General features: G+C 71.8%; 9 protein-coding genes. 8 read left to right on the top strand and 1 reads right to left on the bottom strand.

Translation table 11 applies throughout. The features are described from left to right. Positions 1-224: 224 nt before the first annotated feature. The 4 genes from rfbC to ACFY3D_RS31995 all read left to right on the top strand — a co-directional run bounded on the left by rfbC (position 225) and on the right by ACFY3D_RS31995 (position 4,016). Positions 225-854 (top strand): dTDP-4-dehydrorhamnose 3,5-epimerase, encoded by a 630-nt coding sequence (rfbC, locus tag ACFY3D_RS31980; protein ID WP_350950183.1) that lies wholly within the window; start codon positions 225-227, stop codon positions 852-854. A gap of 25 nt (positions 855-879) precedes the next feature. Beyond that, positions 880-2,004, top strand: coding sequence for a DegT/DnrJ/EryC1/StrS family aminotransferase (locus ACFY3D_RS31985; protein WP_389986361.1), 1,125 nt, complete (start codon positions 880-882; stop codon positions 2,002-2,004). A 157-nt stretch (positions 2,005-2,161) separates the two neighbouring features. Next, positions 2,162-3,061, top strand: coding sequence for a proline iminopeptidase-family hydrolase (locus ACFY3D_RS31990; protein ID WP_350950181.1), 900 nt, complete (start codon positions 2,162-2,164; stop codon positions 3,059-3,061). A 4-nt stretch (positions 3,062-3,065) separates the two neighbouring features. Further along, a complete protein-coding gene (locus ACFY3D_RS31995) occupies positions 3,066-4,016 on the top strand; it encodes an ACP S-malonyltransferase (protein WP_362906895.1) in 951 nt (316 codons plus the stop codon). A gap of 48 nt (positions 4,017-4,064) precedes the next feature. On the opposite strand, the gene ACFY3D_RS32000 is transcribed toward ACFY3D_RS31995, so the two are convergent. Then, complete coding sequence (locus tag ACFY3D_RS32000) at positions 4,065-4,313, bottom strand: acyl carrier protein (RefSeq protein ID WP_350950179.1); 249 nt, start codon at positions 4,311-4,313, stop codon at positions 4,065-4,067. A gap of 262 nt (positions 4,314-4,575) precedes the next feature. On the opposite strand from ACFY3D_RS32000, the gene ACFY3D_RS32005 reads away from it, so the two are divergent. The 4 genes from ACFY3D_RS32005 to ACFY3D_RS32020 all read left to right on the top strand — a co-directional run. Beyond that, positions 4,576-6,114, top strand: coding sequence for an AMP-binding protein (locus tag ACFY3D_RS32005; protein ID WP_389986366.1), 1,539 nt, complete (start codon positions 4,576-4,578; stop codon positions 6,112-6,114). A 291-nt stretch (positions 6,115-6,405) separates the two neighbouring features. Beyond that, a complete protein-coding gene (locus tag ACFY3D_RS32010) occupies positions 6,406-7,938 on the top strand; it encodes an AMP-binding protein (RefSeq protein ID WP_389986369.1) in 1,533 nt (510 codons plus the stop codon). Beyond that, a complete protein-coding gene (locus ACFY3D_RS32015) occupies positions 7,935-9,158 on the top strand; it encodes a type III PLP-dependent enzyme (protein WP_389986372.1) in 1,224 nt (407 codons plus the stop codon). Before ACFY3D_RS32010 ends, ACFY3D_RS32015 begins: the two co-directional genes overlap by 4 nt. 176 nt (positions 9,159-9,334) lie before the next feature. After that, a partial coding sequence (locus ACFY3D_RS32020) for a beta-ketoacyl synthase N-terminal-like domain-containing protein (RefSeq protein ID WP_389986375.1) occupies positions 9,335-14,832 on the top strand: 5,498 nt, incomplete at its 3' end.

Consider the following 14,832-nt stretch of genomic DNA (forward strand, 5'->3'; position numbering starts at 1 on the left):
GGGGCACGAGAGGGGCCGGCGCGGAACACGTTTCCGGGAATGCCGATTCGCGATGAATTCGCATTCGACCGGGCGTGATTCAACGATGCGCGTTCCGATGGTGCGAGGAAAATCTCCGGTGACATCCGGAGAGACCGAGTGCGGTTTTTCTGCGTGTGGTCAGAGGCTTCGCGGGCCCGCGCGTGTTCCCCGGCACATGGCAGGCTCCCAGAAAGGTTCCGGACATGGAGATCCACCAGCTTGAGGTGGACGGCTCGTTCCTGATCAACCCTCAGATCTTCACGGACGACCGAGGACTGTTCCTGGAGGTCTTCAACCAGCCCGCGTTCCACAAGGCCATCGGTCATCCGCTCTCGGTCGCCCAGGTCAACTGCTCGCTGTCCCGGCGCGGGACGATCCGCGGGTTGCACGCGACGGCCCTTCCCGGCCAGGCCCGCTACGTGACCTGCGCCCAGGGGGCCATCGTCGACATCCTCGTCGACATCCGGGTCGGCTCGCCCACGTACGGCAAGCACGTCGCGGTCACGCTGAGCGCCGAGAACCGCCACGCCCTCTACCTGGCGGAGGGCCTGGCGCACGGATTCGCCCCGCTGACCGAGCACGCCACGGTCGTCTACCTGTGCTCCAGCACCTGGTCACCCGAAGGCCAGATCCAGATCGACCCGCTGGACGAGGAACTGGCCCTGCCCTGGCCGCGGGGGCAGCGGCTGCTGCTGTCGGAGAAGGACCGGGTGGCCCCCTCGCTGCGGGAGGCCGCCGAGCAGGGCATGTTGCCGACGTACGCCGACTGCAAGGCCAGGTACGCGGAACTCGACGGCCTCGGCGCCCACGGCGAATACGCCTTCACCGGATGAAACACCGCGAAGTCTGGAGCCAGCGATGATCCCACTGTTCAGCGTGTCGATGTCCGCCGACGCCCCGGCCGCGGTCGCCCAGGTCCTGGGCAGCGGCAGGATCGGCCAGGGGGCCAAGGTCGAGGAGTTCGAGAGCGCCCTGGGCGCGGCCATCGGCAACCCCAGGGTGGCCACCCTCAACAGCGCCACGGCCGGCCTGCACCTGGCACTGCGCCTGGTCGCCGGCGACGGCCGGCCCGGTGGCGACCCCGAGGGCGAGGTGCTGTCCACGCCGCTGACCATGGAGGCCACCAACTGGGCGATCCTGGCCAACGGGCTGCGCATCCGCTGGGTCGACATCGATCCGGCCACCCTCAACGTCGACCTGGACGACCTGGCCCGCAAGATCTCGCCCAAAACGCGCGCCATCATGGTCGTGCACTTCGCCGGCTACCCGGTCGACCTCGACAGGCTGGGGGAGATCCTCGACGAGGCCGAGGCCAGGTTCGGGTTCCGGCCGGCGGTGATCGAGGACTCCGCGCACGCCTGGGGTGCCACCTACCGGGGCAGGCCGCTCGGCAACCACGGCAACATCTCCGTCTTCAGCTTCCAGGCCATCAAACACCTCACCTCGGGCGACGGCGGCGCGATCGTGCTGCCCACCGACGAGGCGCACGAGCGCGCCCGGCTGCTGCGCTGGTTCGGCATCGACCGCACCGCCGACCGGCTCCGCAACCCGCCCGACGTCCTGGAGTGGGGCTTCAAGTTCCACATGAACGACATCAACGCCTCGATCGGCCTGGCCAATCTCGCGGGCGTCGACCGGGTCCTGGCCAGGCACAGGGAGAACGCCGCCTTCTACGACCGTGAGCTCGCCGGGATCCCCGGGCTGGAGCTGACCGAACGGGCGGGCGACCGGGAGTCCTCCTTCTGGATCTACCCGATGAAGGTCGAGGACCGGGAGTCGTTCATGAAGCGCATGGACGATGCCGGGATCATGGTCAGCAACGTGCACGAGCGCAACGACCTGCACACCTGCGTACGCGAGTACTCGGCGCTGCTGCCCAACCTCGAACGCGTCGCCCCGCGCGTCGTGTGCGTCCCCGTCGGCTCGTGGGTCACCGACGAGCAGCGCGGCCACGTCGTCGACACGATCAGGAAGGGGTGGTGACGCCCCCGTCACCCGGGCGGCCGGGTGCCCCTCCGCCCGCGGAGCCGGATGCGCGAGGGCATCGGGCTCCCGGAGACCGCCGGGAGCGGGGAGGCGCCCGTCGCACCCCCGGCCCTGAGTCCGTTCCCGGCACGCCGATCCGGTGAGGGAGGTTCACATGTCCACAGCCCCCAGCGCCAAGGGAACCGTGCCGTTCGGTGAGCACCGGACCTGGTACCGGGTGACCGGCACTCCCAACTCGGGGCGGCCGACCGTGGTCGCCCTGCACGGCGGCCCCGGCAGCACTCACGACTACCTGGTCGGCATGGCGGTGCTCGCCGAGTCGGGATGGCCCGTCGTCCACTACGACCAGCTGGGCAACGGCGGCTCCACCCACCTGCCCGACGCGAGCACGGACTTCTGGACGCCGCGGCTCTTCCTCGACGAGCTGGACAACCTGCTGCGACGACTGGGCGTGGACGGTGACTACGTGCTGTTCGGCCAGTCGTGGGGCGGCCTGCTCGCGGCGAAGCACGCCTCCGCCCGGCCTGCGGGCCTGCGCGGTCTGGTGGTCGCCAACGCCCCCGCCTCGTATCCGCTGTGGCTGAGCGAGATGCGGGTCCTGCGCGACAGGCTGCCGCCCGGCGTCGACGACACGCTGCGTAAGCACGAGGCCGCGGGCACGACGGACTCCAAGGAGTACTTCGACGCCATGATGGTCTTCTACAACAGGCACGTCTGCACGCTCCGGCCATGGCCGCGCGAGTTCGTCGCCACGTTCATGGAGATCTACAACGATCCCACCGTCTACTACGCGATGAACGGGCCCAGCGAGTTCCACGTGATCGGCTCGCTGCGCGACTGGGGGGTCGTCGACTGCCTGCCCGACATCGAGGTGCCCACGCTGGTGATCTCCGGGCGGCACGACGAGGCCACTCCCGCCACGGTCCGGCCGTACGCCGAGCTCGTCCCCGGCGCGCGCTGGGAGATCTTCGAGGACTCCAGCCACACTCCGCACCTGGAGGAGCCGGAGCGTTTCATCGCGGTCATGATCGAGTTTCTCAAGAGTTTGGAATAGCCATATGGAGACCGGCGCCAAGGCCGTCACGGCGATCGTCTTTCCCGGCATGGGCCCCACCAGGTTCGCCGACGTCGCCGGGTTCATGCTCGACAACCCCTCGGCGCGGCGGCTGGTCGCCCTCGCCGACGACGCGCTCGGCTACTCGCTGGTCGACCGCTTCCGCGACTCGGGAGACGACTACACGGAGGCGGCCCAGGTCGCGTTCATGGTGAACTGCCTCGCCCTGGCCGACTGGGCGGAGCGGGAACTCGGCGTCGAGCCCGAGGTGTGCGCGGGCCCCAGCTTCGGAGGCAAGGCGGCCGCGGCCTACTCGGGCGCGCTGTCCTTCGAGGACGCCGTGCGCATGACCGCGGGGCTGGCCCGCGTCACCGAGGACTACTTCGGCCGCGAGCACACCGACGTCGTCACCCACTCCTTCGTCCGCGTCCCCGAGCCCGCGCTGAAGGAGGTGCTGGCGGAGCTGGACGCGGGGAACGAGTGGTACGACCTCTCCTGCCGCGTCGACCACGACTTCCACATGCTGTCCCTGCGTGAGCGGCGGGTCGAGTGGCTGCAGGGGCGGGTGCGCTCCCTCGGAGGTCTCTCCCTCTACACCATGCGGCCCCCGATGCACTCGGCCGCGTTCGAGCCGCTGCGGCGCAGGGCCGCGGAGGAGGTCCTCGACGGCCTGCGTTTCGCCGATCCGCGCCTGCCGGTCGTCGACGACCACGACGGGACCGTGCTGAGGACGGGGGAGGCGGTGCGGACGATGCTGCTGGACGGCTTCGTCCGGGCGCTGCGCTGGCCGGAGGTGGTGGCCACTCTCCGGGAGCTCGGCGTGACCAGGGTCTGCGTCGCCGGGCAGGACAGCCTGTTCGGGCGGGTGCCGGTCACGACGAGGAACTTCACGGTGGTCCCGGTGAATCCCCGGGTGGCGACGATGCCGCAGCCGGTGCGGCGCTCAGGTGCGTGAGAGGGCCCGCGGATCCGCCGGGAGGTGTCCCGCGGGCACCCTCACCGGTCAGGCGACGGGCCTGAACATCCCGGACAGCGCCTTCCAGAGGGTCCCCGGCGTCTCGAAGGTCTCCATGGTCAGCGCCTCGTCCCTGAACCTCACCCCGTACTCCTCCTCCAGGGTGGCCAGCAACTCGACGATGCCGAGTGAGTCCAGCCCGAAGTCGGCCAGGCCGGTGTCCTCCCGGATCCTCTCGTCGGCGGGCAGAAAGGGGAGCTGCCTGCGCAGGGTTTCCTCGAAACGATCGTCCCACATGGCAATCGATTTCCCTTCTCAAGGAGAGTCGCGATGAGCGGGCGTGCGAAAAGGAGGGGACGGGGCCGTGACTCACGGAATTCGCCGTCGAAGTCGGTGCCCGTGCCGGGCGACGCTGTGGAATCAGCCCTTCCGTTGTTGAATCTAGCGCGCGTGCGCTTCGATGTCCACCGGGCCGGCCGGAATCAATTGAATTATTCCCGTGCTTTCCGTAAAGCGTATCCGAATAACCACGGATACTCGTCGAGATCTTAGGATGGAAATGAACGGCGAAAGCTCGCACGCCCTCTACGCGCGTTTCCTGCGCGGCCTGGAGGCGTCTCCGGGACGGGCGGCCTTCCGTGTCGACGGTGCCGTCGCCACCTACGCCGAGGTCCACCGTTCGGCGCTGCTGTGGGCCGGCGCGCTGTCACTCCTCACCCCCTCCCCGCTCGGGGCCGTCGGGGTGCTCGCCGCCAAGGGGGCCACCTCCTACACCGGCGTCCTCGCCGGACTGTTCGCCGGGGCGACCGTCGTGCCGCTGCAGCCGGACTTCCCCGCGGCCCGCACCCGGCAGATGATCGAGGCCGCGGGGGTCTCCACGCTGATCGTCGACGGTCGTGGCAGGGCGCGAGCCGCCGAGCTGCGCGAGGCGGGGCTGGACGTCGCGGTCCTCGAACCGGCGATCACCTCCTTCGACCCGGAGTGCGCGCTCGCGCGCCCGCGTCCCGTCGCCCCCTCCGACGTCGCGTACGTGCTGTTCACCTCCGGATCCACCGGGCGCCCCAAGGGGGTGCCGATCACCCACGGCAACACCGCCCACTACTTCGACCTCCTCGACGCGCGCTACGACTTCACCCCGGACGACGTCTTCTCGCAGACCTTCGACCTGACCTTCGACTGCGCGATGTTCGACCTGTTCTGCGCCTGGGGCGCCGGGGCCACGGCGGTCGCCGTACCGCCGCACGCCTACCGCGACCTGCCGGCCTTCTTGCGGCAGCAGGGCGTCACGGTGTGGTTCTCCACGCCGAGCGCCATCTCCATGGTCCGCAGGACGGGCCGTCTGGAGCCGGGCGCGCTGCCCGGCCTGCGCTGGAGCTTCTTCGCCGGTGAGGCGCTGAAGTGCGCCGACGCCGCCGACTGGCAACGGGCGGCGGACGCCTGCGCGCTGGAGAACCTCTACGGGCCGACCGAGCTCACCATCACCATCGCCGGTCATCGCTGGGACCAGGAGACCTCCCCGGCTCTGGGCGTGAACGGCATGTCGCCGATCGGGACCGTCAACGACGGGCACGACCACGTGCTCCTGGACGACGAGGGCCGGCCCGCCGAGGTCGAGGGCGAACTGTGGATCACCGGGCCGCAGACCACCCCCGGCTACCTCGACCCCGCCGACGACGACGGCCGGTTCGTCGAGCGCGACGGGCGCACCTGGTACAACACCGGCGACCGGATCCGCCGGGCGGCCAACGGCGAGCTGGTCTACCTGGGCAGGGCCGACGCGCAGGTGCAGGTGCAGGGCTGGCGGGTGGAGCTCGCCGAGATCGACCACGCCATGTGCGGCTGCGAGGGGGTCGACGACGCGGTGACCGTGAGCAGCACCATCAACGGCGTCACCGAGCTCGTCGTGTTCTACACCGGGACGCCCTCGCGCCCGGCCGACCTCGCCGCCGGGCTCCGCCGGGTCCTGCCGCCGGGCATCGTCCCCCGCCACTACCGGCACATGGACGAGCTGCCGCTGAACCCCAATCGCAAGGTCGACCGCGCGGGCCTGCGCGACCGGGCCACCACCGTGCTCGCCGGTGCCGGCCGGTCTGTGTGACGGTCGCCGGAAACGGTGTGACCCATGGATACGGGATTTCACGCGCCAGGTCCCGCGACGCCGCACCCAATGGCGCACAGGACGGTGAATGTGTTCTCCTGAAAGCCGTCCCGGAAAAGGGGGCCGAGCATGCGTGGATGGTCTCGGAATCCTTTAGGGGGGCCGTAGGGGTGTGGGGTCCGGGGAGTGCCGGGGTAACGTTTCCATGTATTTGTTCGGCTCCCACTTATTGAGTAAGCGGTATGAGAGCCGGAGTGAATTCTTTTTTCATTCAGGAACGGGAGAGTCGCGTTGGAAGGCTTGGTACCCGGGACACCGCCGCTGCGGTCGGATCTCCTGCACCACCTGCTGGACGACGCCGCGGCCGCGGGCCCGGCCGATCCCGCGGTCCGTGACTCGCGGGGCGCGTGGAGCTATCAGCGGGTCGTCGAACTCAGCCACGCCTTCGACGGCTGGCTGGCGGACCGGGGGGTGATCCCCGGCGACCGGGTGATCGTCCAACTCCCCAACCGGCGTGAGGTGGCCCCCATCGTCTACGGCGTCTCCAGGCGCGGCGCCGTCCTCGTGCCGCTGAACCCCGGCATGAAGCCCTTCCACCTGGGATCGGTCCTGAAGGACTCCGAACCCGCGCTGGTCATCGGGACCGGGAGCTCCGCGGAGACCGTGCGGGAGACCGCCGCCGAGGTGCCCGTACACGACATCGACGAGATCTGGGCCGAGGTCGAGGAGCGGGCCGGCCGGCCCGCCGAGCACGAGCCCGTCAAGATCTTCCCGGAGGACGTGGCGATCCTCATCTACACCTCGGGCAGCACCGCCGCACCCAAGGCCGTGGTGTGCCCGCACGCCCGGGTCACCTACGCCGCCTCCGCCATCAACGCGGTGCTCGGCTACCGGCGAGGCGACGTGGTCTTCTGCCGCCCGCCGATGTCCTTCGACTACGGCCTGTACCAGATCTTCCTGTCCGCCCTCGGCCACGCGGAGCTGGTGCTGGCCGGTGACGAGCCGGACCTGGTGCTGCTCCGGCAGATCCGCGAGTGCGGAGCCACTATCGTCCCGGTCGTCCCCTCCCTGGGCGCGATGATCGCGACGCTGGCCAGGCGCGCCCCCGGCTCCGCGCCCACCGTGCGGATGTTCACCAACACCGGGGCGGCGCTGCCGGCCGCGACCATCGACAGCCTGCACGAGTCGTTCCCCGGCGCGCGGGTGGTCCGGATGTACGGCATCACCGAGTGCAAGCGCGTCACCATCATGGAACCGGAACTCGACGCCGAGCGCCCCGGCGCGTCCGGCAGGCCGCTGCCGGGCACCCGGGTGCTCATCCTGGACGGCGAGGGCCGCCCGGTGCCCCCGGGGGAGGTCGGGGAGATCGTCGTGGCCGGGCCGAACGTGATGGCCGGCTACTGGCGCGACCCCGTCCTGACCGCGCGTGCCTACCGCCCCGACCCCGACACCGGCGAGGTGCGCCTGCACACCGGCGACTACGGACGGCTCGACGAGGACGGCTACCTCTACTTCCAGGGGCGGCGTGACGACATGTTCAAACGCAAGGGCACCCGGATGAGCACGGTGGAGATCGAGGCCGCCGCGATGGACATCCCCGGTGTCACGGCGGCGGTCGCGCTGCCCCCCGACGAGCACCGCGACCTCGTCGTGTTCGTGGAGGGCGACCTGCCCTCCCACGTGGTGCTGCGCGAGCTGGCCAGGCGGCTGGAACCGCCGAAGGTGCCCGCCGCCTGCCACGTGCTCGACAGGTTCCCCCTCACCCTCAACGGCAAGAACGAGCGCAAGCGGCTGGCGTCGCTGCTGGAGGAGAGCGCGCGATGACGCGGAACGCGGACCTTGTCGCCAGGTACGGCTCCCCGCTGTACCTCTACGACCTCGACCGTGTCACGGCCGCCCGTGACTCCCTGCTGTCCTCGCTTCCCGAGGGCTTCGAACTCTTCTTCTCCTTCAAGGCCAACCCGCACCCGCAGATCGCGCGGGCGCTGCGCGGGACCGGTGAGCGCGGCTGCCTGGCCGAGATCAGCTCGACCGGCGAGCTGACCGCCGCGCTGGAGGCCGGTTTCACCGGCTCCGAGATGCTCTACACCGGGCCGGGCAAGACCCACGAGGAGCTGCGGGTCGCGATCGGCGCCGGGGTCACCTCGTTCTCCGTGGAGTCGCCGAGCGACCTGCGGCACGTCGGAGAGGTCGCGACCGGGCACGGCGTGGTCGCCGACTGCCTGCTGCGCGTCAACAGCGCCACCTCCAGCGCCGCCACCAGCATCAGGATGACCGGCACGCCGTCGCAGTTCGGCATCGACAGCGAGACGTTGCCGGAGCTGATGCCCGAGCTGCGCGCGGTGCCCGGCACCCGGCTGTTCGGGGCCCACCTGTTCTCACTGAGCAACGCCAAGGACGAGGAGAGCCTCGTCGGCGAGTTCCGCCACACCATCTCCGTCGCCGCGCGACTCCGGCGGGAGGTGGGCCTGCCCGTCCACCTCCTGGACATCGGCGGGGGATTCGCCGCCCCGTACCTCTCGCCGGGAGAGCGGCCCGCCTACCCCAACCTCCGCGCGGAACTGGAGGACGTCCTCGACGAGGAGTTCCCCGACTGGCGCCGTGGCGTCCCCCGGATCGCCTGCGAGTCCGGCCGTCACCTGGTCGGCGACTGCGGGGAGCTGCTGTGCACCGTGGTCAACATCAAGGAGAGCCGGGGCCGCAAGTTCGTCATCCTCGACGCGGGCATCAACACCCTCGGCGGCATGTCAGGACTGGGCCGGCTGTTGCCGGTGTCGGTGCGGCTGGAGGAGACCGACCCCGCCGAGCGGGAGGTCGCGACCCTGGCGGGGCCGCTGTGCACGCCGGGCGACGTGCTCGGCAAGAACGTGCCGCTACCGGTGCTCGAGGTCGGCGACGTGGTGAGCATCCCCAACGCCGGCGCGTACGGGATGACCGCGAGCCTGCTGATGTTCCTCGGGCGCCCCGCGCCCACCGAGGTCGTCGTACGCGGCGGCGAGGTCGTGTCCGCCTCGCGCGTCGAGTTCACCAGGAAATACGACTGAGATCCCACCGGCCCGACCTCGGTGGGCCGAGCCCCTGCTGAGCCCCCGCCGGGCCCTGACCTCGGCGGCCCGAGCCCCGGCAGGGCGGAGCGGCGGGGCCGTCCGGCGCGGACCCGCGGTGGTCTCCGCCGACTTCGAAGATCTATACGGCTTTTCACACGACGTGGAGTGGACCGATGAGCGAGTCCGAGCAGTTCGTTTCCAGCACCTCCGACGCGGCGGGCGGCAGGCGGGGAGAACCTTCGGCGTTCGCGACATCCCTCGCGGACCTGCCCGTCGAGCGGCGGCGCGGCTTCCTGGTCGGGCTCGTGCACGACCTGACCGTCGAGATCCTGGGGAACATGCTCCCGTACGCGCCCGAGGAGGTGAACCCCGACCAGGCGTTCAGGGAGATGGGCTTCGACTCGCTCGCCGCCGTCGAACTGCACGACCGGCTGGCCGAGCGGATCGGCGCGGAGCTGCCGATGACGATCGCCTTCGACCACCCCACCCCGGCGGCCGTCGCCGCCTACCTGTTCACCGAGGTCCTCGACCTGGCAGGGGAGAGGATCTCCGAGGTCCACGCGGCCGCCGGCTCCGACGAGCCGATCGCGATCGTCGGCATCGGCTGCCGCTACCCGGGCGGCGTCGCCACTCCCGAGGAGCTGTGGCGGCTCGTCGCCGAAGGGCGCGAGACGGTCACCGGGTTCCCCACGGACCGAGGGTGGGACCTGGGCCGGCTGTTCGACGACGACCCGGCGAAGTCCAACACCAGCTACGCGCGCGTCGGGCACTTCCTGCACGACGCCGCGGAGTTCGACCCCGACTTCTTCGGGATCAACCCGCGCGAGGCCGAGGCGATGGACCCGCAGCAGCGCCTCGTCCTGGAGACCGCCTGGGAGGCCTTCGAACGAGCCGGTATCGACCCGCGTTCGCTGAAGGGCAGCCAGACCGGCGTGTTCATCGGCGCGGAGCCGCAGGACTACGGTCCCCGGCTGGACAAGGCGCCCAGGGAGGTCGAGGGATATCTCGTCACCGGCAACGCCACCAGCGTGGTGTCCGGCCGCATCGCCTACGCCCTCGGCCTGGAAGGCCCGACCCTCACCGTCGACACCGCCTGCTCCGCCTCCCTGGTCGCGATCCACCTCGCCTGCCAGTCGCTGCGGACGGGCGAGACCTCGCTCGCCCTCGCCGGCGGCGTGACCGTGATGTCCACCCCCGGTACCTACACCGCGTTCAGCCGGCAGGGCGTGATCGCCGCCGACGGCCGCTGCAAGGCGTTCTCCGCCTCCGCCAACGGCACCGGCTTCTCCGAGGGCGTCGGCGTCATCGTGGTCGAGCGGCTCTCGGACGCGGTGCGCGCCGGGCACCCGGTCCTGGCGGTCATCCGTGGCTCGGCGATCAACCAGGACGGTGCCAGCAGCGGGCTGACCGCGCCGAACGGCCCCTCGCAGGAGCGGGTCATCCGCCAGGCGATGGCGAACGCCGGACTGTCCAGCGGGGACGTCGACGTGGTCGAGGCGCACGGCACCGGTACCAAGCTGGGTGACCCGATCGAGGCGCACGCCCTGCTGGCGACGTACGGGCGCGACCGCGGCGACGCCCAGCCGCTCAAACTGGGCTCGATCAAGTCGAACATCGGCCACACCCAGGCGGCCGCCGGTTCAGCCGGTGTGATCAAGATGGTGATGGCGATGCGGCACCGCGTGCTGCCCCGCACCCTGCACGTCGACGAGCCCTCCCCGTACGTCAACTGGTCCGTCGGCGCCGTCGAAGTGCTGACCGAGGACCTGCCCTGGGACAAGTCCGGCGCCCCGCGCCGGGCCGCGGTGTCCTCCTTCGGCGTCAGCGGCACCAACGCGCACGTGATCCTGGAGGAGCCCCCGACCGCCGAGCGCGTCCCGGACGGCGTGGACGGCGAAGACGGCAAGGACGGCGTGGACGGCGAGAACACAGCGCCGGCCGCCGTCGCGCAGGAGCGGACCGAGCCCGCCGCGGTGCCGGTGGCGCTGTCGGCCAGGGGAGGAAAGGCGCTGCGCGACCAGGCCGCGCGCCTCGCCGCCCACGTGGCGGCCCACGAGGACCTGGGACTGGTCGACCTCGGACACTCCCTGCTGACCACACGGTCGGCGTGGGACCACCGCGCCGTGGTCGTCGCCGGGGACAGGCAGGAACTGCTCGCCGCCCTCGCCGCCCTCGCCGCGGGCGAGTCGGTTCCCGGCGTGGTCGAGGGCGTCGCCTCCACCGGGGAAGGCCCGATCTTCGTCTTCCCCGGTCAGGGGTCCCAGTGGGCGGGAATGGCCGCCGAGTTGCTCGACTCCTTCCCCGTCTTCGCGCGGAGCATGGCGGAATGCGCGGCGGAGATCGAGACCCACGTGGACTGGAGACTGCTCGACGTGCTGCGCGGCGCACCGGACGCGCCCTCCCTGGACCGGCTGGACGTGGTCCAGCCGGTGCTGTTCGCGGTGATGGTCTCGCTCGCCGCGCTCTGGGAGTCCTACGGGGTGAGGCCGGCCGCCGTCGTCGGCCACTCGCAGGGCGAGGTGGCCGCCGCGTATGTGGCCGGAGGACTGTCGCTGGCCGACGCGGTACGCGTGATCGTGCTGCGCAGCCGGCTGTTCACCGAGACCCTGCTGGGCAAGGGCGGAGTCGCCGCGGTCGCGCTGCCCGCCAACGAGGTCGAGCGGCGGCTCGCCCGCTGGCACGGCAAGCTGTCCGTCGGCGGCAAGAACGGCCCCTTCTCCTCGACCGTGGTCGGCGACGCCGGCTCCCTGGCCGAGCTGGTCGCCGAGTGCGAGGGCGAGGGCGTGCGTGCCCGCGTGATTGCCTCCTCGGTCGCCTCGCACTGCGCCCAGGTCGATCCGCTGCGCGAGCGGCTGCTGGAACTGCTCGCCCCGGTCTCCCCGAGGACCGGCCACACCCCGTTCTACTCGACGGTGACCGGCGGCCTGCTCGACACCGCCGAGCTGACCGCCGAATACTGGTTCGGCAACGCCCGCTACCCGGTGGAGTTCCACCAGGTGGTCCGGACGCTGCTGGCCGAGGGACACCGCGTGTTCCTGGAGTCGAGCCCGCACCCGGTGCTCGTGATGAGCGTCCAGGACACGATCGACGAGGCCGGCGTCGACGCCTCCGCCTTCGGTTCCCTACGCCGAAACGAGGGCGGCCCGCGCCGTTTCCTCGCCTCGGCGGCCGAGGCCCACGTCCGCGGCCTGAGCGTCGACTGGGAGCAGGCGTTCGCCCCGTACGGCCCGCGGCGGGTCGACCTGCCCACCTACGCCTTCCAGCACCGACGCTTCTGGCTGGACGCCGGCGTGTCCGGAGGCGACGTCACCTCGGCGGGGCTGGTCGCCGCCGAGCACCCGCTGCTGGGCGCGGCCGTGATGCTCGCCGACTCCGACGGGGTGCTGTTCGCCGGCCGCCTCTCGCTGCAGACCCACCCCTGGCTCGCCGACCACGCCGCCTCGGGCACCGTGCTGCTGCCGGGTACGGCGTTCGTGGAGCTGGCGGTGCGCGCCGGTGACCAGGTGGGGTGCGGGACGGTGGACGAGCTGGCCCTGGAGGCGCCGCTGCCGCTGGGGGACGACGGCGTGCAGGTACAGGTGTCGGTGGGGGCGCCCGACGGGTCGGGCCGCCGTCCGGTCGCCGTCCACTCGCGCTCGGAGAGCGCCCCGGTCGACGCCCCGTGGACCCGTCACGCGACCGGTTTCGTGATCCCGGCCGGATCTCCGGAGGTGTTCGATCTCGTCGAGTGGCCTCCGGCGGGTGCGACGCCGGTGGAGGTGGACGGCCTGTACGAGCGGCTCGCGGGCCAGGGGTACGGGTACGGCCCGGTGTTCCAGGGGGTGCGGGCGGCCTGGCGGCGCGGTGAGGAGATCTTCGCGGAGGTGGACCTGCCCCAGGGGGTGGCCGCCGACGCCGGGAGGTTCGGCCTGCACCCGGCGCTGCTGGACGCCGCCCTGCACGCGGAGTCGCTGCTGGAGGGCGAGCAGGAGGCCGCGGGGCGTGGCGTGAGCCTGCCGTTCGCCTGGAGCGGGGTCTCCCTCTACGCCACGGGCGCCTCCACCGTGCGGGTGCGGCTGTGGTCGGAAGGCCCGGACACCGTGTCGCTGCGGCTGGCCGACACCTCGGGGGCCGCCGTCGCCTCCGTACGCTCGCTGGTCTCGCGCCCCGTCTCCGCCGAGTCGCTCTCCGCGGCCACCGCCTCGCACCACGACTCCCTGTTCCGCCTCGACTGGGCGGTGCTGCCGGTGGTGGAGACGTCGGGGGCGACCGGGGCCGCCCTGCTCGGCCCCGACACGCACGGCCTGCGGACCGCGGGCGTGGTGAGCGGGGAGTTCGCCGACCTGGCCTCGCTCGCGGGCACGGACGCGGTTCCCGACCTGGTGTTCACCTCCTTCCCGGGAACCGGGACCGACGCGGATGTGGCGGGCGAGGCACGACAGGCCACCCGCCGGGCGCTGGGGTTGGTGCGGGAGTGGCTCGCCGAGGAGCGGTTCGGGTCGGCGCGGCTGGTGGTGGTGACCAGGGGCGCCGTCGCGACCGGGCCCGGTGAGGACGTGCGCGACCTGGCGAACGCGCCGGTGTGGGGCCTGCTGCGGTCGGCGCAGTCGGAGAACCCGGATCGCATCGTGCTGGTGGACCTCGACGAGCACGACGTGCCGGGCGCGGCTCTGCTCGCGGCCGCGGGCTCCGGCGAGCCGCAGCTGGCCGTACGGTCCGGCACGGTGCTCGTCCCCCGCCTGGCGCGGGCGGCGGGTGGGGACGGGCTCGCGGTGCCGGCGGGGGTGGCCGAGTGGCGGTTGGACGCGCCGGTCAAGGGGAGCCTGTCGGACCTGGCGCTGGTCCCGGCACCCGAGGCGGCGAGGGCACTGGAGGCCGGCGAGGTGCGGGTCTCCATCCGCGCGGCGGGGCTCAACTTCCGGGACCTGGTCGTCACCCTGGGCATGGTGCCCGAGAACGACGAGCCCATCGGCGGAGAGATCGCCGGCGTGGTGCTTGAGGTCGGTGCCGGGGTGGACGACCTGGCGCCGGGTGACCGGGTCTTCGGTCTGCTGGACGGCGCGTTCGGCCCGGTGGGGGTGACCGACCGGCGGCTGCTCGCGCCGATTCCCCAGGGCTGGACCTTCGAGCGGGCCGCGTCCGTCCCGGTGGTCTACCTCACCGCCTACTACGGGCTCGTCCAGCTCGGCGGCCTGACCTCGGGGGAGTCGGTGCTGGTGCACGCGGGTGCCGGTGGGGTGGGTATGGCGGCGGTGCAGCTGGCGCGGTATCTGGGGGCGGAGGTGTTCGCGACGGCGAGTCCTGCCAAGTGGGGGGTGTTGCGGTCGTTGGGGCTGGATGAGGAGCACATCTCCTCGTCGCGGGATCTGGACTTCGAGGAGCGTTTCCTGGGGGTGACGCAGGGGCGCGGGGTGGATGTGGTGCTGAACTCGCTGGCGCGTGAGTTCGTGGACGCCTCCTTGCGCCTGCTGCCCCGAGGCGGCCGCTTCCTGGAGATCGGCAAGACCGACCTGCGCGCCCCCGAGGAGGTCGCCGCCGCCTGTCCCGGAGTCGACTACATCCCGTACTCGCTGATGGAGGCGGGGCTCGACGGCCTGCGCGACATGTTGGCGGAGGTGCTGGGGTTGTTCGGGCGGGGGGTGTTGCGGCCGTTGCCGGTGCGGTCGTGGGATGTGCGGCGGGCGCCGGAGGC

The sequence above is a fragment of the Streptosporangium sp. NPDC000509 genome, assembly GCF_042898365.1.
GTDB lineage: Bacteria > Actinomycetota > Actinomycetes > Streptosporangiales > Streptosporangiaceae > Streptosporangium.